This window comes from Emticicia sp. BO119, from assembly GCF_013912375.1.
Classification (GTDB): Bacteria; Bacteroidota; Bacteroidia; order Cytophagales; family Spirosomataceae; genus Emticicia.
Genome location: NZ_JACETV010000001.1, coordinates 1,077,768 through 1,095,824, shown reverse-complemented (window position 1 = coordinate 1,095,824; position 18,057 = coordinate 1,077,768). Strand labels below are relative to the sequence as shown.

Annotated in this window: 17 protein-coding genes; 3 read left to right on the top strand and 14 right to left on the bottom strand. The window is 36.6% G+C overall.

Translation table 11 applies throughout. The features are described from left to right. Positions 1-216 precede the first annotated feature (216 nt). From obgE to H1R81_RS04720, 9 genes are all read right to left on the bottom strand, one after another. A complete protein-coding gene (gene obgE, locus H1R81_RS04760; protein WP_181839998.1) occupies positions 217-1,215 on the bottom strand; it encodes a GTPase ObgE in 999 nt (332 codons plus the stop codon). Positions 1,216-1,395: 180 nt separating this feature from the next. Beyond that, positions 1,396-1,974: an adenylate kinase gene (locus H1R81_RS04755; protein ID WP_181839518.1), complete on the bottom strand. Its 579-nt coding sequence runs from the start codon at positions 1,972-1,974 to the stop codon at positions 1,396-1,398. Between the two features lie 175 nt (positions 1,975-2,149). Beyond that, entirely contained in the window at positions 2,150-3,877 is a 1,728-nt protein-coding gene (locus H1R81_RS04750; RefSeq protein ID WP_181839517.1) for a hypothetical protein, read from the bottom strand. Between the two features lie 250 nt (positions 3,878-4,127). Beyond that, a complete protein-coding gene (locus H1R81_RS04745) occupies positions 4,128-5,027 on the bottom strand; it encodes a PstS family phosphate ABC transporter substrate-binding protein (RefSeq protein ID WP_181839516.1) in 900 nt (299 codons plus the stop codon). A gap of 150 nt (positions 5,028-5,177) precedes the next feature. Beyond that, entirely contained in the window at positions 5,178-5,420 is a 243-nt protein-coding gene (locus tag H1R81_RS04740; RefSeq protein WP_220275167.1) for a hypothetical protein, read from the bottom strand. A 2-nt stretch (positions 5,421-5,422) separates the two neighbouring features. After that, positions 5,423-6,250 carry an energy transducer TonB gene (locus tag H1R81_RS04735; RefSeq protein WP_181839515.1) on the bottom strand — a complete coding sequence of 276 codons (828 nt, stop codon included), beginning with the start codon at positions 6,248-6,250 and terminating at the stop codon, positions 5,423-5,425. A 27-nt stretch (positions 6,251-6,277) separates the two neighbouring features. Continuing rightward, complete coding sequence (locus tag H1R81_RS04730) at positions 6,278-6,829, bottom strand: biopolymer transporter ExbD (protein WP_181839514.1); 552 nt, start codon at positions 6,827-6,829, stop codon at positions 6,278-6,280. Between the two features lie 33 nt (positions 6,830-6,862). After that, a complete protein-coding gene (locus H1R81_RS04725) occupies positions 6,863-7,468 on the bottom strand; it encodes a biopolymer transporter ExbD (protein ID WP_181839513.1) in 606 nt (201 codons plus the stop codon). A gap of 53 nt (positions 7,469-7,521) precedes the next feature. Further along, the gene (locus tag H1R81_RS04720) at positions 7,522-8,286 is read right to left on the bottom strand and encodes a MotA/TolQ/ExbB proton channel family protein (RefSeq protein ID WP_229251070.1); all 765 of its coding nucleotides are present in this window, start codon (positions 8,284-8,286) and stop codon (positions 7,522-7,524) included. On the opposite strand from H1R81_RS04720, the gene H1R81_RS27395 reads away from it, so the two are divergent. Continuing rightward, the gene (locus H1R81_RS27395; protein ID WP_229251074.1) at positions 8,171-8,632 is read left to right on the top strand and encodes a hypothetical protein; all 462 of its coding nucleotides are present in this window, start codon (positions 8,171-8,173) and stop codon (positions 8,630-8,632) included. The two genes, H1R81_RS04720 and H1R81_RS27395, sit on opposite strands and share 116 nt — an antisense overlap. An 88-nt stretch (positions 8,633-8,720) precedes the next feature. On the opposite strand, the gene H1R81_RS04715 is transcribed toward H1R81_RS27395, so the two are convergent. Then, complete coding sequence (locus H1R81_RS04715) at positions 8,721-10,337, bottom strand: M28 family peptidase (protein ID WP_181839511.1); 1,617 nt, start codon at positions 10,335-10,337, stop codon at positions 8,721-8,723. Between the two features lie 106 nt (positions 10,338-10,443). On the opposite strand from H1R81_RS04715, the gene recQ reads away from it, so the two are divergent. Next, positions 10,444-12,585 (top strand): DNA helicase RecQ, encoded by a 2,142-nt coding sequence (gene recQ / locus H1R81_RS04710; RefSeq protein ID WP_181839510.1) that lies wholly within the window; start codon positions 10,444-10,446, stop codon positions 12,583-12,585. Between the two features lie 33 nt (positions 12,586-12,618). On the opposite strand, the gene H1R81_RS04705 is transcribed toward recQ, so the two are convergent. From H1R81_RS04705 to H1R81_RS04690, 4 genes are all read right to left on the bottom strand, one after another. Further along, the gene (locus H1R81_RS04705; RefSeq protein WP_181839509.1) at positions 12,619-13,302 is read right to left on the bottom strand and encodes a hypothetical protein; all 684 of its coding nucleotides are present in this window, start codon (positions 13,300-13,302) and stop codon (positions 12,619-12,621) included. 101 nt (positions 13,303-13,403) lie between these two features. Continuing rightward, positions 13,404-13,877: a YdeI/OmpD-associated family protein gene (locus tag H1R81_RS04700; protein WP_181839508.1), complete on the bottom strand. Its 474-nt coding sequence runs from the start codon at positions 13,875-13,877 to the stop codon at positions 13,404-13,406. A gap of 108 nt (positions 13,878-13,985) precedes the next feature. Beyond that, on the bottom strand, positions 13,986-15,416 hold the full coding sequence (locus tag H1R81_RS04695; RefSeq protein ID WP_181839507.1) for a hypothetical protein: 1,431 nt from the start codon (positions 15,414-15,416) through the stop codon (positions 13,986-13,988). A gap of 66 nt (positions 15,417-15,482) precedes the next feature. Next, on the bottom strand, positions 15,483-17,315 hold the full coding sequence (locus H1R81_RS04690) for an ABC transporter ATP-binding protein (protein WP_181839506.1): 1,833 nt from the start codon (positions 17,313-17,315) through the stop codon (positions 15,483-15,485). A gap of 246 nt (positions 17,316-17,561) precedes the next feature. On the opposite strand from H1R81_RS04690, the gene H1R81_RS04685 reads away from it, so the two are divergent. Further along, the gene (locus H1R81_RS04685; protein WP_181839505.1) at positions 17,562-18,053 is read left to right on the top strand and encodes a hypothetical protein; all 492 of its coding nucleotides are present in this window, start codon (positions 17,562-17,564) and stop codon (positions 18,051-18,053) included. Positions 18,054-18,057: the final 4 nt, after the last annotated feature.

Here is an 18,057-nt window from a genome sequence, read left to right as displayed (position 1 = left end):
TTTTGCTTATTCATTCGTCACATTAAACTACAAATAAATTCATAACAAAACACCCATGATACGAACGTATGATGGTAGTGCATACTTTATCTTTTGTATTCCGAAATTAAGAATTATATTACAAGCGGCGGATTAAATTTCTTTAATCTGAATTTAAATCAGAAATTTTCTAACTTCTTCATTACAGACAGCAACAAAGCGTCAATAAACGAATAATTAGTTGGCTGCTTGAATATTATCCCAGATCAAGTCCTTTAATTCATCTATTCCCTGATTCAAGAAGGAAGAGAAAAATACATAAGGCAAGCCTGCTGGAATTTTCTTCTTAATTTTTGCGACTTGCTTCTCGTCAACCAAATCACATTTCGAAATACCTAAAATTCTCTTTTTATCGAGTAGTTCCGGGTTGTACTGTTTTAATTCTTTGAGCAGGGTTTTGTACTCCTTTGCAGGATTTTCACTATCGGCAGAAACCAGAAACAGCAGTATTGAGTTTCGTTCGATATGCCTAAGAAAACGTAGTCCAAGGCCTTTTCCTTCTGATGCACCTTCAATAATACCTGGTATGTCAGCCATTACAAAAGATTTATAATCACGATAGGCCACTACGCCAAGATTAGGCGTAAGAGTTGTAAAAGGGTAGTCAGCAATTTCAGGCTTTGCAGCAGAAACTACCGACAGTAATGTTGATTTACCAGCATTAGGAAAGCCCACAAGGCCTACATCTGCCAGTACTTTAAGTTCTAATACTATCCAGGCTTCCTCTCCTGCCTCACCAGGTTGAGCATATTCAGGAGCCTGATTTGTCGAGTTTCTGAAATGGTAATTTCCTAAACCACCTCGCCCACCAGAGAGCAAAACTATTTTTTCTCCATCCTGAGTAACTTCACCAATAATTTCACCTGTCTCGGCATCTTTGGCTACTGTTCCAAGAGGTACTTCAATTATTTCATCTTTACCTTGAGCTCCGGCTCTTCTTCCACCCTCACCAGCTACACCATGTTCAGCTTTAATGTGCTTCCTGTATTTAAGGTGTAAGAGTGTCCAGTGCTGTGTATTGCCTTTTAGTATCACATGGCCGCCTCTACCTCCGTCACCACCGTCGGGTCCACCATTAGGCACATGCTTTTCTCTGCGAAAATGCTTCGAACCTGCCCCTCCATTGCCAGAACGGCAGTTTATTTTTACATAATCTATAAAATTGCTTGTCATAATCTTTAGGTCAAATTGAATTGAGCGATTTTGTGATTGAGTGATTTGATTTTTATCGCCAACTGCAACATTTAAATTGATATGTCTTAGCTATTTTATTTTATAGATTGATTTCTTAAAAAAGAGAACTTGAATTAATGAATATGAATAAAATCACTCAATCACACATTCATTAAATATATTTCAATCTACCTTCGCACTATCTATTGCTTCACAAATCGTGCCGAATATTATTTCAATCTCGCCAATACCATTTACCTTTACTACTTTACCTTGATTTTGGTAATAAGGTAATACATGAATTGTCTTGCTAAAATACTCATCTATACGTTTCAATAATTTATCTTCATCGTCATCGGCTCTTCCACTTACTTTTTTCCTCTCCGCTATACGGTTCTTGATCTCCTCTTCTGTTACGTCTAATTGCAATACAAGGTCTATTTTTTCTCCTTTGCCATCGAGAAAAGTATCAAGGGCTTCCGCCTGATTGACTGTTCGAGGAAAACCATCAAAAATAAAACCACTTACATCAGGATTCCGTTGCACTTCCTCCTCCAGCATATCTATCGTAATAGAATCTGGCACAAGTAAGCCATCAGCAAGGATTTGCTTTACACGTTTCCCAAGGTCAGTATTCTGACTGATATGCATTCTGAACATATCGCCTGTCGAAATATGAGCAAGTTTGTATTTATCAATAATTTTTGCAGATTGAGTGCCCTTTCCGGCACCTGGAGGTCCAAATATTACAAGATTAAACATAAGTAAAAAGATAAGTCCATACCTCCTCTTATATCATTTTGATATAAGCAGGTCGGCAAAAATAAAATCAAAATTTATAATTTGTACGATTTCGGTATAAATAATTTATCATTTGGTCAAAAAAACGGCCTGATTCTGATCGAATCAGGCCGTTTTCAAATGAAATTTAAAACTATCAACCCTTAGGGCCACCGCTACTTCCAGAAGGATTATTATTGGCAGGTGGAGTTCCCGAACCATTTGGTGTAGTGGTTGTACTCGTTCCATTGATACTTTCTAATACCTTTGTTGCTTGTTGATTATTCGGATCATAAGTCAATACAAGATTCATATATTCCTTGGCCTTAGCAGTGTCTTTGTCTAACAACAATGCCTTTATACCCAAATAACCGTAAGCTTCAGCCAGATATTTCTTCGTAAGGTCTTTTGCTTTATCAGCTTCAGGTACTAAAGAAATATATTTTTCATATATTGGTGCTGCTGAAAACGTCGAATCGTTCGGATCAGCATATTGTTTTACACGTGCTTTCAAGATATAAGGCGTTAACCAGGTATCTTTATATAGCACAATTGTTGTTGATAAAGCTGAATCTGCCTTTATATAATCCTTAGAACGAATATAGGCGTCAGCTAAATTATAATAATCTGCACCGTCAGCTTTTGCGCCCTCTTTAGCAATAGATTGTTCATAAGTGGTTGCAAGCTTATCCCATCTTTTAGCTGCTTTATATACGTTCACGATATCAGTTGTATAATCAGTAGTCGTATCACCTAATGATACGGCCTTCTCCATATAGGTAATACCAATCGAATCGTTAACAGCTTTGTTTACATCGTCATTGATACAAATATATCCACGACCAATTGTTCCGTAATCAGACGCTAAATGACGGTCTTCTGGAGCTTTTTTCAGAAATTCCTGAACATTTTTCACGCCTTCAGCACATTCACCTTTTTCTATCTGGGTATAACCTCTTAAACGATATTTAACCGGATCCTGAATTTTATCAAAAATTGAATTCAAAACTTCAGTAGCTCCATCGTAGTCTTTAGAGGTAAAGGCTAATTTTACATATCTTAACTTGGCCTCATCAGTTGCCTCACTCTTCTCAAGATACAATTTTGCATTTTTTGCGGCCAAATCAAATTTACCGAATACCTGAAAAATACCACTTAAATAATAGTAAGCTGGTGCATGCTCCGGATCTGCCTTGATTGACTCATTCAAGTCTTGCTGAGCTTTTGGATAGCTTTTTCCCTGAAACCAAACTCTACCCATTAATGTGCGGATAACAGCAGTTTTCTGGCCCATATTCAAAGCATTTTCGAGAGCTGTCATAGCAGAGCCACCATCATTTTTAAGCAAATACGCTTTAGCTAAAGCAATATAATAATCAGGATTGTTTTTAACTTTTAGTACATCTAATCCTGCCTGAATATTCATTACAGCTTCTGCTGGGTCATTCAGTTTAGGGTTTTCTGAAATAGCATAAGCTTCACCGATTCTGAAAAGTACTTCAGGATTCTTATTTTTGGTATCCTTTCTTATGTCATCAAAATCTACTTTTGCACCTGCTTTATCACCCGAAAGTAATTTTACAGCCGCTAAACCAACACGATTAAGTGGATCAGGTCTTTTACTGAGTGTAGTACCCTTGGTAAAGGCCTCATTTGCTTTAGCCAGATCCGGTTCAGGCAAATTAAGATAATAATATCCCTGATAGAAATAATTTTCTTCTGTTGGTGCAGAAGTTACCAATTGATTGAAAATTGTCCCGGCAGCGTTGTATCGCTCGGCATCCAAATTTCTCAGTCCGTCCTGCACTGTTTGTGCCAAGGTGTGGAATGTCAACGCCAGCACCGCCACCGCTGATACTGACAAAGATCTCAAAATCTTGTTCATTTTCACTCTGAAAGTTAGGTTTACGAATTCCTTGTATTAAAAAAAAATTAAGCAAAGTTAAAAAATCTATTCCAAACAGAAAAAAATTTGTTGCTGAACGTATAAACTTTTTAAATCTTTTGCTTCTACTGATTAAGACAAAATCTTTTACATGAGGTTTATTAATAAGTTGTTAATATATATTTTTATTAACTAAAACCTTTAAAACAAATATTTAATCTGTATTGTTCGGTTCTTCTGCCATATTAACCTATTTTACTTGCTCTTTGTTAATAATTACACCTTTTGGGTATATATAATAGGGTATTAGCCCGGATTTTTCTACCACTAATTGTCCTATTTGGGCACAACAAAAACGGATAAAGGCTTTTGTGAGACCGTAGTGATCCATTGTATGGAGATACACTCTCCTCTCTAAAGGATATTTTCTTGCTCTTAATGATTCAGTGGTAGGTTTGTAATAGTCATTATCACCAGGGTTATCGAAAGCAGAAACCCCAAGTACCTTTATTCGACTAATAAAAGTGCGGCTATTCTTATCATCTAAATCACTAATCCAATTACCTCCTATTAAACCTATAGCCTTCGGATTTTTCTCGATATAATCTATTACATCTTTATTGCCATTGGCAGCAAATATATTTGCTCTTTTAATATCCTGAATATTTAGTTTCTGAATCATATAATTCAGGTTGCTTGAATTGCTGTTATCAAAAACCAATTTATAATCAGTATATGCCTTTCCTTCAAATATTTCTTTCAACTCTTTCAAAGAAATATGCTCTATCGGGTTCTCATGATTTGTAATGAGTGCTACGCCATCCAAAGCCATTTTTGCAGGAAGATAAGCGATTTTGCGGGAAGCAAAAATGGCTTTTTCATTTTCCGTCGCTTCACGCGTGCCTATTGCTATATCAACAGAATCTTGCATTAGTAGTGCCATTGCTTTTTGCTCTGGCATATATTTCACATGCAATATCGCATTAGGATAATGGGCGTTATAGGCCATTATCTGCGCTTCAACAATAGGTTTTAGTGATTCGTCGGCTGCAATTGTTATCTCGCCGTCATTGGGTAAATCAGGCTTCTCAGGTTTGGAACACTTTAAAAATAGTAAAGCACACAATAACAAGAGAAGGAATTTTCTCATCGTAGTTATCTAATTAAAGTTTAAGTTTGAACAGTGTAAAAATAAGTATTAGTAAACGATAAAGTCAAGCGATTCGGTACAATATTAAAAAAAAATTAAAAAACATGCCACTCTGTGGTACAAAGTGGCATGCCTGTATTAGAAATTTAATCAGTTATTCATCGTATCCCTGATTGATACGTAAGCCCTGTATGCTCTGTAAATACCATAGACAATCAGGAGTGCACCTAAGCCATAGGCATAATTATCAGCCAAGGGAACCATCAACCATTTCAATTTGATCACAAAGTATCCTAAAACAATATATACTAAGGCAAATAAACCCATAGATAATTGCAGGACTCTCTGAAATACCTGACGCTGCTTATCTGATGAATTACGTCGTGTTGCCATTATTACTCAAGTTGGAAATTGATCGGCATCGTAAAGAACACCCTCACAGTACGACCATTTTGTTTACCTGGGTTCCATTTTGGCATCGACTTAATTACGCGTTGAGCTTCCTCATCGCAACCGAAACCGATTCCTTTCAGAATTTGTACATCACCAATGTGTCCGTCTTTTTCAACAACGAACTTAGCAAATACTTTTCCTGAAACGTTTGCACGCTGCGCTGCAGATGGATATTTAAGGTTTTTACCAATATAGGCATACATTTCCTTTATACCACCCGGAAACTCAGGGTTTTGCTCAACCGTTGTGAAGATTTCGTCTTCTTTTGGTTTTTCAATTTCAGCAGGTTTAGGTGCCTCAACCGGTGGAGGTGCAGCAGCTACCTCTTCAGTTTCAATACCTTCTTTGGTTACATTTGAAATAACCTTATTCTCAACCTCCTCCACTTTTGGTGGCGGTTCTTCATTCTTTACTTCTTCGTCAGCTTTTGGTTCTGGCGGAATGAATTTAATCTGAGCTACTTCCGGCTTTGGTGGTTCCGGTTCTGGCGGAGGAGGAGGAATATCCGGCTTTTTTTCTTCCGGTTGTTCTTCCTTCAACTTAGAAAGATCAATCTCAACGCTTTGCAAATCTTCTTCTTTTGCTCCGCCGAACTTATTGAAACTCCAAGCCGCCAATAATGCCCCACCAAATAACCCGATACCAATCAGAGCTGCTCTGGTAAGGTATCTTGAGTAATTTTTCCTTAGTGAATATGCACCGTAGTCCTTGTTACGTCCTTCGAATACGATTTCATCTAAGGTGATGTTCTTAGCATTTTTTGCTTCCATTTGTTTGTTTGTTTTTCCTTAGATTACTTATTTTTTTGGCTCTGCAAGTTTTTGGTCAAGCAGTTCCTTTTCTTTCGGAGCTAAATCAACAATTGCATAGCGGTCAGACTTTGTAATTGCCATTTCGTCCAGAATATCTACTGTATTCTTCCAGTTTGCCTCATCACTTGGTTTGATGATTACTGTAAACTTGTTTATATCAAGCGCATTGGCTTTTTTTACTAAAACAGATTTTCTGATGCCCTCAGGCGAGTAATCTGTTTCGTTTAAGTCAGCTAATGTTAATTCTGGAAGAGGTTTCTGATACCAAAATATTCTGTCGTCTTTGCCCATCAGAACAGTAATGGTGTTGGTTACCTTTACTTCTGGTGGTGGTGGATCATCAGGATTTGGTTTATCAGGCATGTTCAGCTTCATCATATTTGGCTTGCCGAACGTGGTGGTATACATAAAGAAAGTGATAAGTAAGAAGCCAAGGTCCACCATTGGTGTCATATCAGGTTTTCCACCTGCTTTCTTGGACCGAACCTTACCACCGCCTTTTTTCCCACCACCACCGGATTCCTGTATTTCTGCCATTTTCTATCTGGTAATTTAAGGGTTCAATGAAATTTACTTATCTTCTTTGTTTTCTGAGTCGGTAATTAACTGAAATTTGTTAATATCATTTTTACCTAATTCAGCAAACAATTTCTTAATTGCAGGATACTGCGTTTGCACGTCACCACGAACAGCCAATTTAGCCTTTTTGTTAATATCAGTCAAATAGGTCTTAACCCAGTCAACCAATTCGCTTTTGGTACTGTCATTCGGGATACCCTGAATTCTAACTTGTCCTCTCTGAGCTTCCGGTAATGCCAGATATTGCTTTAACGAAGTAATAGAAACACCAGTTTCAGCTAATTTCGTAAAATTCTTCTGTTCTGCATCTGAAAGCCCTGCACCATACTTATCATTCATTTTCTGAATGAGTGAGTACCTGTCAAGCGGGTTCGTAACGCCAAAATAGTATTTGCCGTCTTTGTCAATTGTAATTGTTGCCATATCCTTGTCCTCAACTTTAATCTCTGAGACTGATGAAGGCGTATCTACTGTTACAGACTCCTGACTTTTGAACTGGGTAGTCATGATGAAGAATGTAAGGAGCAGGAACGCAACGTCACACATCGCAGTCATATCCATTGATGGACTCTTTCTGGCTGGTTTCGGTGCTGCCATAGCTTTGCTTGATAGTTTAAATTAAACAATCTGATTTACTTTACTGCTTTATCTTAGTGATGAGCAGCGAAGTTTTGCTGAAGGCTCATTCCGATTTCGTCAATTTTGTACGTAAGCGTATCTATTTTTGAGGTAAATAAGTTATACATAATAATAGCGATTGCTGATGTACCGATACCAAGGGCTGTATTAATCAAGGCCTCAGCAATACCAGTTGCAAGAGCAGACGCATCAGGAGCACCACCACCAGAACCAAGAGCAAAGAATGAGCGAATCATACCGATTACCGTTCCTAATAGAGCTACAAGGGTTGATACTGAGGCAAGTGTTGAAAGAATAGTAAGGTTTTTCTCTAACATCGGAAGCTCTAAAGTAGTAGCCTCTTCAACTTCTTTTTGTAAAGCAACCAATTTCTGGTCTTTAGCCATTGTGTCATCTGTAGCTAATTGGCTGTACTTTTGGAGGGCAGTTTTTGTAACATTACCCACTGAACCTTTTTGTTTGTCACATTCTTTAATCGCATCAGCAATGTTGTTTGAGTCAACTAATGAACGTACTTTACGTACAAAAGCATCTAAATCACCAGTACCAGAAGCTTTATTGATTGTAATGAAACGCTCGATAGAGAAAACTAATACCGAAAGCATAAAGGTTAATAGGATAGGTACAATAATACCACCAGAGTAAACTATACCCATAGCAGTGGTTGGTTTGTGTTTAGTTTCCGGGTCAGAGAAGTTTGAAGGATCTCCTAAAATAAAATACCATAAACAAAAACCGATAACGAGTAAAATTGGGATAACGAACGCTGGATTCAATCCACCACTTGAAGACTTAGGGGCTGCTGGTTTTGCTGCTGGGGCTGTAGTCTTTTTTTCCATTAGCTTTGAAAATTTTAGGGTTTTAAAAAATGAAACAATGAATTTTTTGGTAAATAAAAGTGAAAATTTTAAAAGAAAGAATATTACTAAAAGAAAATTTTGTAAAAACCTGTCATATATTCTTTTCAATCTTGGGACAAGTTTAAGCAAAATCGGCGAAACAAAAAATATCGGGCATGATAATTTTTTATTAGCAAAATATTCTTTTGCATTTTTTAAAGATTATTTATTTCTTTTTAATGCAAAGTCTGAAAACATAACTTTTTCATTATCAGATAGTTAAATATTCAAGTTTGTTTTATATAACTAAGATTTTCGTTAATAACCCCCTTGACACGAAATAAGGCTATTTTTACAAAAAAATGTAACATTTAAGGTTTATTGCTATCAACCTTAATGCGTTCATCACGATTCGCTACCTCCCATGCTGTATGAAATACTAATTGAGTTATCTGCTGGTACTTTGGAAAAAGAATTTTCTCTACATCGTCGCCAGGGCGATGATAATCCGCATGTACCCCTGTAAAGTAGAAAATTACTGGTACTTTATGTTTAGCGAAGTTATAATGATCTGAACGATAATAAAACCTGTTAGGGTCCTTAGGGTCGTTGTATGTATAATCTAACTGAAATTTAACCGAATTATTGTTCGCTTCCTCACTTATTTTATGAAGTTCTGAAGATAATTTATCCGAACCTATCAGATACACATAATCTTCTTTTGGAGCATGTTCTTTATCAATACGACCAATCATATCAATATTCAAATCACAAACCGTTTTTTCTAATGGAATGACAGGAGCTTTATCAGCGTAATATTGAGAGCCTAACAAACCTTTTTCCTCACCAGTTACGGTCATAAATAAAATACTTCTGCGGGGGCCATTACCTTCTTTTTTTGCCTGAGCAAACGCTCTTGCTAACTCTAATACCGCACAAGTGCCAGAGCCATCATCGTCTGCTCCGTTATGAATCTGTCCGTTCTGGATACCTACATGGTCATAGTGAGCAGTAATCAATAATACTTCATCTTTTTTATCAGTTCCTTCCAGAAAACCCATAACATTCTGGGTTTCAACAGGTACTTCTCCCCTTTCTGCTTTTACTGAAACCGTAGATTCTTTTGCATTACCTGCTGTGCTTTTACCGGTAGCAGTAATTTTATTTACCAGTTTATCAAACTTTTTAGGCTTAGTAGCAAGCATTTCGGCCGCCATCGCTTTCGAAATATAAAAAGTTGGATTTGATGTTGCTTGCTCCGGACTGGTTGATTCATTAAAAGACATTCGATTAAAGCGCGAAAGAACGGCCTTTCTTTCAGCAGCCAGCGTCTTGAATTGAGATTCATCTGAATCGGTAACTACAAAAAACATTTTAGCACCTTTATTCAAGGCAATATTCATTTTCTTCTGAAATCCGGTTTTTTCCTCCCATTCTGATTTTTCACCAGCTTTAGTAATATAATACTTCCCTGAAACATCCTTAGGTTCTCCATCTAAAATAACAACCGCTTTGCCTTTTACATCTATATCTTTGTAATCGTTATAGGTATCCGATTCGACTCCATAACCTGCAAAAACTACTTTTATTGATTCCTCCTGCGGAATACTCGTGAGTCCGTTAGGATAATAGTCTTTAAAGAACTCTTTTTTCTTATTACCAATCTTGATATAAGCATCTTTCCATCCCTTTTTATATAGATTAAAAAACTGAAAATAACCTTTACCACCTTTTCCATCAGAGGCTAACGGCTGCAAGCCTAAATCTGCAAAACGTTTGGCTATATAATCTGCTGCTTTCCTTTGCCCTTCCGAGCCTGTATCACGGCCTTCGAGTTCATCAGAAGCAATATAAGTAAGGTCTTTTCGTAAATTGTCAGCAGAAATAGTATTGGCATATTGCGCTACTTTTTCAACAGAGGTGCTACTCTGGGCATAAACGAATGAATAGGAACTAAAAAAAACAAGGGCTAAAAAGCTTTTTTTCATACAATAATTCAGGTTTGTTGAGTTATATTGGTGTAAAATTAAAAGGATTTTGCCGAGAGATAGCAGATTTATTTATTATTTTGTTAAAAAATGTATTAAACTTCGAATGACTAAAGAACAGGTTCTTAAAAAATATTTTGGTTATGATACCTTCCGCCCACTTCAATCTGATATTATCGATACTATTTTAGCAAAGCAGGATTGCCTCGTGCTTATGCCAACTGGTGGGGGGAAATCAATCTGTTTTCAGGTACCTGCGATGGTCTTCGAAGGGCTAACCTTGGTCATTTCTCCTCTGATTGCACTAATGAAAGACCAGGTTCAAGCCCTGCAAGCGAATGGTGTTCCGTCTGCTTTCATTAATAGTACTCTCTCGGTGAGTGAACAAAGAGATATTGAAATACAATGCCGTTCAGGAGCGTTGAAATTACTTTATGTTTCTCCCGAAAAACTGCTAACCCCCAACTACCTTGATTATATAAAAACTTTGGAGATCTCTCTCATTGCCATTGATGAGTCACATTGCGTTTCTACCTGGGGGCATGATTTCAGACCTGAATACACCCAGTTATATATACTTAAAGAGATTTTTCCTGATACCCCTATGGTTGCCCTCACAGCCACTGCTGATAGAGTTACCAGAAAAGATATATTAAAACAATTGGGCATTTCTGATGCTAAAGTATTTATATCCTCATTCGACAGACCTAATCTTAAACTGGCCGTTTCACCAGGACGAAATCGGTTAAAAGTGATTCATCAATTCATTACTCAACGGCCAAAAGACTCAGGCATTATTTATTGTCTAAGCCGTAAAAATACAGAAGAGGTGGCTGAAGGATTACGAAAAATGGGTATTACTGCCATGCACTACCACGCCGGAATTGATGCCAAGACACGCTCAGAAGTGCAAGATTCTTTCATCAAAGATGAGATACAGGTAATTGTAGCAACCATTGCTTTCGGCATGGGTATTGATAAATCAAACGTGCGATTTGTAGTACATTATAGCTTGCCATCCAACGTAGAAAGTTTTTATCAGGAAATAGGTCGTGCGGGTAGAGATGGATTGCCTTCTGATACCTTATTGTTTTATAGCTTTGCAGATATTGTCACCCGCAAAGAGATGATCGGTAAGTCGGAATTGCCACCTGAAATGAAAGAGGTGCAGTTGGCTAAGCTCGACCGGATGAAACAATACGCAGAAACAGAAATCTGCCGAAGAAGGGTATTATTGAGCTATTTTAATGAAGAAGCCCAGAATGATTGTGGCAACTGTGATGTTTGCCAGAATCCACCAATAAAATTTGATGCCACAGTTTTTGCCCAAAAGGCCTTATCAGCCATTGCAAGAGCCAATGAAAAAGTGGCTATGGGTTTGTTGATAGATATTCTCAGAGGTGCGCAGAACCGTAATGTTTTTGAGCATAACTATCAAACACTAAAAACCTTTGGTGTAGGTAAGGAACTACGGTATGAAGAATGGGCAGATTATATCACACAGATGCTGAACTCAGGAATAATTGATATTGCTTATGATGAACGACACTCCTTAAAGCTGAATGCTTTGTCATGGCAAGTGCTGAAAAGTGAGAGAAAAGTTGAGCTGGTGAAATTTGAGCCATATGAACAAAAGAAAGCAAGACAGGAAGAAGAAGCCCCAAAAGAAAAATCAAAGAAAGAGATTATTAAAGATGCTTTGTTTGAAAAGTTAAGAATATTACGCAAGAAGATTGCAGATGAACTAAGCCTCCCTCCTTTCGTCGTATTTTCTGATGCCACACTTTCTGATATGGCGCAAAAGAAGCCTATTAATAAAATCCAGATGTTAGCCGTATCAGGTGTGGGTGAGCAGAAGTTTAAACAATTTGGCGAGAGGTTTATCAATGAGATTTTAGACTTTGCCAGAGAAAACACAGAACCCGGCAAAACACGAGTTGTGAAAGGGTTTACTTATGTTGAAACATTAGATTTATATAATAAAGGGCTGTCGGTGGAAGATATTGCACAATGGCGAAACCTTAGTCCGGTTACGATTATCAGCCATCTGATAAAACTTAAGGAGGAAGGGAATGATATTAATCTGCACGATTTGATTCCAAGTTACGAGTATAACCAGATTATAGCTTCGGCCATGCGTTTGAACATGCAAAAAGGCGATGCATTGAAACCTTTGTTTGATGATTTAGAGGGATTATATGATTATGGGAAACTGAGGATTGCTTTGGCAATTTGGGAGGGTAACTAAAATATCTTCTTTTTCGATTGATTTTAGTTCAATTTAATACCAGGTTACCAAATGCCCTGTAAGATTGGGTGAACCAATTCTTAAAACTCCAAAAGTGGGCGCGTTTTCTAGTTTCATTTCTAAACTTACGTTAGCACCTTGAGGTAACCTCAGTAATTTTGAAAAATGAATATAATGTTGGTCAGCATTATCTCTGACCGGGAAATAAAAACGATAACTCCTATAGTAACTATTAGGTAGGCTCTCACTAAGCCAAAAAACAATTTGAGAATTATCCTCGGGAGCGAAAGAGGACATATCAAATTCAGTATTAAAACTAATTTCATAAATTCCGTTATCGAGAGATACAAAGTGATTAGGGTCTGTTGGTGAATTACTTAGGTTAAAATTATTGCCTAAGTCAAAAAATTCAGACGTAAAGTTAATGTAGGTATATTCGTCAGACCTTACAACCTGTGAACTGCTTCCATATGCCGAAAAAGCAGGTGTGATGCGCATGGGTGTTCCGTTTTCAGGGTCTATCCAGGCAGAACCATTACAATAGAATATTTTATTCTGATTGGTATTGAAAACTACCTTGCCTTTATCTGCCACAGTGCAGGCAGGATTAGAAGCTACTTTGGGTAATTGAAAAGTATTGGGATGCAAACTGATTGATTGTCCAAATGCATTTGTGAGAGAAACTATACAAAGCATTATAAAAAGAGCTTGTTTCATAGGAGTCTGAGGATTTTCATAGCTTAATTTTACCTCAAAGAAACAAGATGAAGTTTTCAGAATCAATCACGGTTTGCCGTGATTTTTGGAATAAATCCCAATCATGGCACTCTTACGTCTTTCGATTTATCTTTCAATTGAGCTATGACCTTAGCTATATTCTTCAACATCGTTTCATCGGTCTTTACATAAAACAGGTATTTCAGAATATCTTTTTTACGGGAAGCCGTCAGACTCTCAAATGCGGTCTCTAAATCATTTTCACGCAAAGCAATTGCCAGTAAATCAGGCATTGGGTAGCGTTTGTCTTCTGCAATAGTATCCTGTTCAATCGCAAAATCTGCTATCTCGCCAACGGCGGTCTTTCCTCCTTTCATCATGATGAAATTGACAAAAAGACGATAAGGTGCATTTTTAACTGGCACTAAAGTTTGTGTAAAATCAAAACCATTTATCTGACCTTTGATTTTGATATAGCCTTTTTGTTTGAGCAATTGCGTGGTAATTTCCTCAGGCACATCAACAGCCCAGTTGATACCCGTTTGGTATATTTTTGCTTGGAAAGTGTGAGGCATGAGATGATATTTTATCAAAATTTCGTCGTTCAATTTATAATTGCGCTTCTTCTTCAAAACAATTCACAGGAACAGTCAACCAAACTTTAAATAAGCTTTTTGCTTGATTTATATTAATTGCTTAGAGGAAACAATATAAACTAATATTGGTCGCTTTGTTTCTTCATCTCTTTCTAATTTCACAAATCCAGCTTCAAATTTCCAAATAAAATCTACTTTCTCATCACTATAAACAAATTTCTTTATTTTTAAAGTTAAGTCTTCTTCATTTTCGTATCCAAAAAACTTACTAACTCTATTAATTACCCGTTCAGATTCAGTAAAAAATATTCCCCTTGAAAAATTCTTAAATGCTCTTTTAAATGTGATAATAACTCCTTCATGTTCTGGATAGTCTTCATAAACCACAAAGTTGAAAAAGTTAAAATAAAAAATGGGTAGTTTAAAGGCAAAAATCTCAACTTCATTGCCTTCACTTTTAGCATAGCTTTCTATTAGATTTTCGCTTTTAATTAAAGTGAATACTGCATTTAGAAAATGCTGATCCAAATTCTGGATATGCATTTTTTCTTTTATAGTTCCTATAAAATCTTCTGGTGAAATTACTATTGTCTGAATATTAAGTTGGTGATACAGTACTTTTGCTTTTACCCGAAGTTTTTTATCAGCCACTACAAAAAAATCACAATGAGCCGCATAGAAAGAATGTTCTGCATCATTATGAATATTTTGCATATTATCGGTTGGTTTAGGAAGTTTATCAGATTTGTATCCAATCATATCAAGCATTAAATATGCATTAGTGTAATACTCATACTTAGTAATTGGTTCTTTTCTATGCTCAAAGCTTGATTTTACGTATTCCGAAAAAGTAAGATTTAATCCTCGCTCATGTAAAAAAGCGTCAATATTGTTTATTACATCGTCAATCTCCCAATTACCAGAATTTGGGTCTAATTTAAATCCATTATCTGCTATCGTCTTTCTGAAATCTTTGTAATACTCTTTATCTTGAAGTAATTTCTTTGCAAATGGGAAGATGTTATTCATCAAATCCCAGACAGTTGAATTCTCATTTAGATATGGCAACATCTTCTTAAATGTTTCTTCCTTCTCAACTTTGTTGGGCAGGTTAATTGGAAGTGACTCAAATATTTCCTTAAATAATGTCTCAATTTTCCCGTTTCCGACATCAATCTCGTCTAAATCTTTGATTATTTCTTCCATATTTATCAATGGAAAAAGGTCTTCTCTTTCCTTTTCAATTTCAAAATATTCTTTTGGGCTGCAAAAAAGAAACTCCATTCCATTTTTACCCCATCTCAGAAAATGCCTCTCTGCTAAAAAATCAAGATTATTTAAATCTTCATTAAAGTAAGGGTTGTCCGGCTTATAGCTTTTCATTAAGTCACTAAAATGTGCTGGAGAATATGGAAACTGTAGATAATCTTTATGAAGTTCAATAAAACTTCTAAAGTCTAAGAAATCTTCTCTTTTATAATTGCTGATTACATTCCAATCAAAATATATTCTTATCATTTTCCCTACTGCTTAAATTAACTTTTATTCAATTGATGAACCAAACATCTAATTTTATGAACTCTATTACTTATACCCTTCAGCCTGTAACCTAAACAACTCAGCATACCGCCCATTTTTCGCCAACAATTCTTCATGGCTACCTATCTCTAATAATTCTCCCTTATCTAAAACTAAAATACGGTCTGCCATGCGTACAGTTGAGAATCGGTGAGAAATCAATACAGCAGTTTTACCCTTAGTCAATTCTGCAAAACGACGGAATACTTCATATTCTGCACGGGCATCAAGCGCAGCAGTTGGTTCATCTAAAATAATCACATTGGCTTCTCTCAGATAAGCCCTTGCCAAAGCTACCTTCTGCCATTCTCCTCCCGATAATTCTATACCTTTGGCAAATCTTCTGCCCAAAGGCTGGCTGTATTTCATAGGTAGTTTTTCTATAACTGAGTCTGCAAGACTTTGTTCGGCTGCCCGTTCCAGATGATTTTGTTTGTTCAATGAGTCAATATCTCCCACAGCAATATTATCTCCTGCCGTAAACTGAAAACGCTGGAAATCCTGAAAAATAACCCCAACCTGCTGACGGAGTTCTGATAAATCGTATTCTTTCAAATCATAGCCATCGAGCAATATTCTACCCTCATCCGGGTCATACAATCGGGCCAATAATTTTACTAATGTAGTTTTTCCTGAACCATTCTCTCCTACCAAAGCCAGTTTTTCTCCAACTTTCAGGCTAAAACTTAAATGACGGTTTGCCCATCTTTCAGAATTCGGGTATTTGAAACCTACATTCTCAAAAGTAAAACCCTCTCTTATAGGATTTGGGATTAGTCTTGGTTTAGGTGGAGAAACGATATTTGGTGTAATTTTATAGAAATCGAATAAGTCATTCAAATATAAAGCCCCTTGTGAAATGCTATTAAAACGTCCTAAAATTCCTTCTAATAAAGACTGTAATTGTCGGAACGAACCTGTTAAGAAAGTAAGGCTACCGATACTTACTACACCTTTTACGGTTTCAAAAACAATAATGCTATAAGCAGAAAAATAGCCAATAGTGCCGATAGCCAACAAAAGGCTTCCCCACGAAGCTCTTTGTATAGAAAGTTTCTTGTTTTCGATAAAATAGCGGGTTGAGAGATTACGAAAGCGGTCGATCAGAAAACCTGATAAGCCGAAAAGTTTTACTTCTTTGGCGGTTTCATCACTCGCACCAATGTATCTGTAATAATCTAATTCCCGTCGTTGAGGTGTCCAGCCTCTTTGAAGTGAGTAACTCCGTGCATTAAAGTATAATTCACCGATAAAAGAAGGAATCACCGCTACCAATAGCAAGAGTATTAACCAGGGGTTAAATGCTATCAACCCAACCAATAAACTACCCATAGTAATGGTATCTTGGCCTTGGGCTAAGGTTTGTGAGAGTAAGGCAGTTCTGCCAGTTACCTGTTGTCTGGCTCGCTCGAGTTTATCATAAAAGGTCGCATCTTCAAACTGGGCTAAATCCAATGAAGCAGCGTGCTCCATTAACTTAACGGAGGTTTTATTGGCAAACATATCACCTAAAAGACTATCCGTCAGACCAATGCCTCTGGCTAATAAATCACTGATTATCACTAAACCGAACTCTGTGCCTATTAAAAGCCATAAATGGCTATAGTCAATAGATTTTTTATCTATTAATAGCACTACTTCATCGATCAATAATTTACCAATATACAAAACTAATAATGGAATTGCCGAACGGATAAGCCTTAATAAAATGTTACCGGTTGCCAAAGCAGGTGAAGTCTGGTAAACTTCCTTTACAAAAGTGGGTAGGTTATTAAGCGCTTGCAGTCGTTGTCGTATATCTATCTTCTCTTCTTTTGGGTCTTTGGGAATAGTAGCCATTTTAGGTCAAATAATTTGATTATTAAACACATGGTTACTTATTTTAGGTTCAAATATTTTTTTAATATTCACTTTATATAGAAATCTGATTACCGCTGATTTATTACGACTGGGTGATTAACTACAAAGCGTTTAAGCTCAATCACTCGTTGAATGAAAGAAAAAAACTTCATTCATTTATTCAACTGAATTAAATGCTTACATTTGTTTTTAAACCTGATTCTATCACTTTTTGTCATCAAACTCATGAAAACGCTACTCTGTGCCATTCTTACTTGTAGTTTTTTTATAACCCTTGCCCAATCAGATAATATCGAAACCGAAATAAATAATCAGGTGTGGCTACCGTTTATTAAAACCTATAATAATTTCGATGCCATAGGTTTCATGAACCTGCATTCAAGAGATTTGGTGCGAGTACCTGTTGACGCAAAGAAGATTTATACGTTTGAAGAATACAGTATAAATAATCAGCAGAGTAATGAAATGAGTTTACGAAATAAAAGAAAACAAGCCATTGAATTCAGCTTTGAAGATCGCATCCACAATGAAACCTCTGCTTTTGAAACAGGCTATTATAAAGTTACTTCAAGCGATAATCAAGGAAAAACCAGAACCTTCTATGGGAAATTCACAGTTGTGCTCCGAAAATTTGGCGACAGGTGGAAGATTGTACTTGATAGCGATACCGGGAAAAATATCACAGAGTCTAATTTCCTTAGTGGAAAAAAACTATAGCCTG

Coding starts and splice junctions, on each gene's coding strand:
- H1R81_RS04715 (WP_181839511.1), bottom strand. CDS start 10,337: ATGAAAAAAAGCTTTTTAGCCCTTGTTTTTTTTAGTTCCTATTCATTC.
- H1R81_RS04740 (WP_220275167.1), bottom strand. CDS start 5,420: ATGGCAACACGACGTAATTCATCAGATAAGCAGCGTCAGGTATTTCAG.
- H1R81_RS04725 (WP_181839513.1), bottom strand. CDS start 7,468: ATGGCAGCACCGAAACCAGCCAGAAAGAGTCCATCAATGGATATGACT.
- H1R81_RS04730 (WP_181839514.1), bottom strand. CDS start 6,829: ATGGCAGAAATACAGGAATCCGGTGGTGGTGGGAAAAAAGGCGGTGGT.
- H1R81_RS04685 (WP_181839505.1), top strand. CDS start 17,562: ATGAAAACGCTACTCTGTGCCATTCTTACTTGTAGTTTTTTTATAACC.
- H1R81_RS04750 (WP_181839517.1), bottom strand. CDS start 3,877: ATGAACAAGATTTTGAGATCTTTGTCAGTATCAGCGGTGGCGGTGCTG.
- recQ (WP_181839510.1), top strand. CDS start 10,444: ATGACTAAAGAACAGGTTCTTAAAAAATATTTTGGTTATGATACCTTC.
- H1R81_RS04700 (WP_181839508.1), bottom strand. CDS start 13,877: ATGCCTCACACTTTCCAAGCAAAAATATACCAAACGGGTATCAACTGG.
- H1R81_RS04755 (WP_181839518.1), bottom strand. CDS start 1,974: ATGTTTAATCTTGTAATATTTGGACCTCCAGGTGCCGGAAAGGGCACT.
- H1R81_RS04690 (WP_181839506.1), bottom strand. CDS start 17,315: ATGGCTACTATTCCCAAAGACCCAAAAGAAGAGAAGATAGATATACGA.
- H1R81_RS04735 (WP_181839515.1), bottom strand. CDS start 6,250: ATGGAAGCAAAAAATGCTAAGAACATCACCTTAGATGAAATCGTATTC.
- H1R81_RS04695 (WP_181839507.1), bottom strand. CDS start 15,416: ATGATAAGAATATATTTTGATTGGAATGTAATCAGCAATTATAAAAGA.
- H1R81_RS04705 (WP_181839509.1), bottom strand. CDS start 13,302: ATGAAACAAGCTCTTTTTATAATGCTTTGTATAGTTTCTCTCACAAAT.
- H1R81_RS04745 (WP_181839516.1), bottom strand. CDS start 5,027: ATGAGAAAATTCCTTCTCTTGTTATTGTGTGCTTTACTATTTTTAAAG.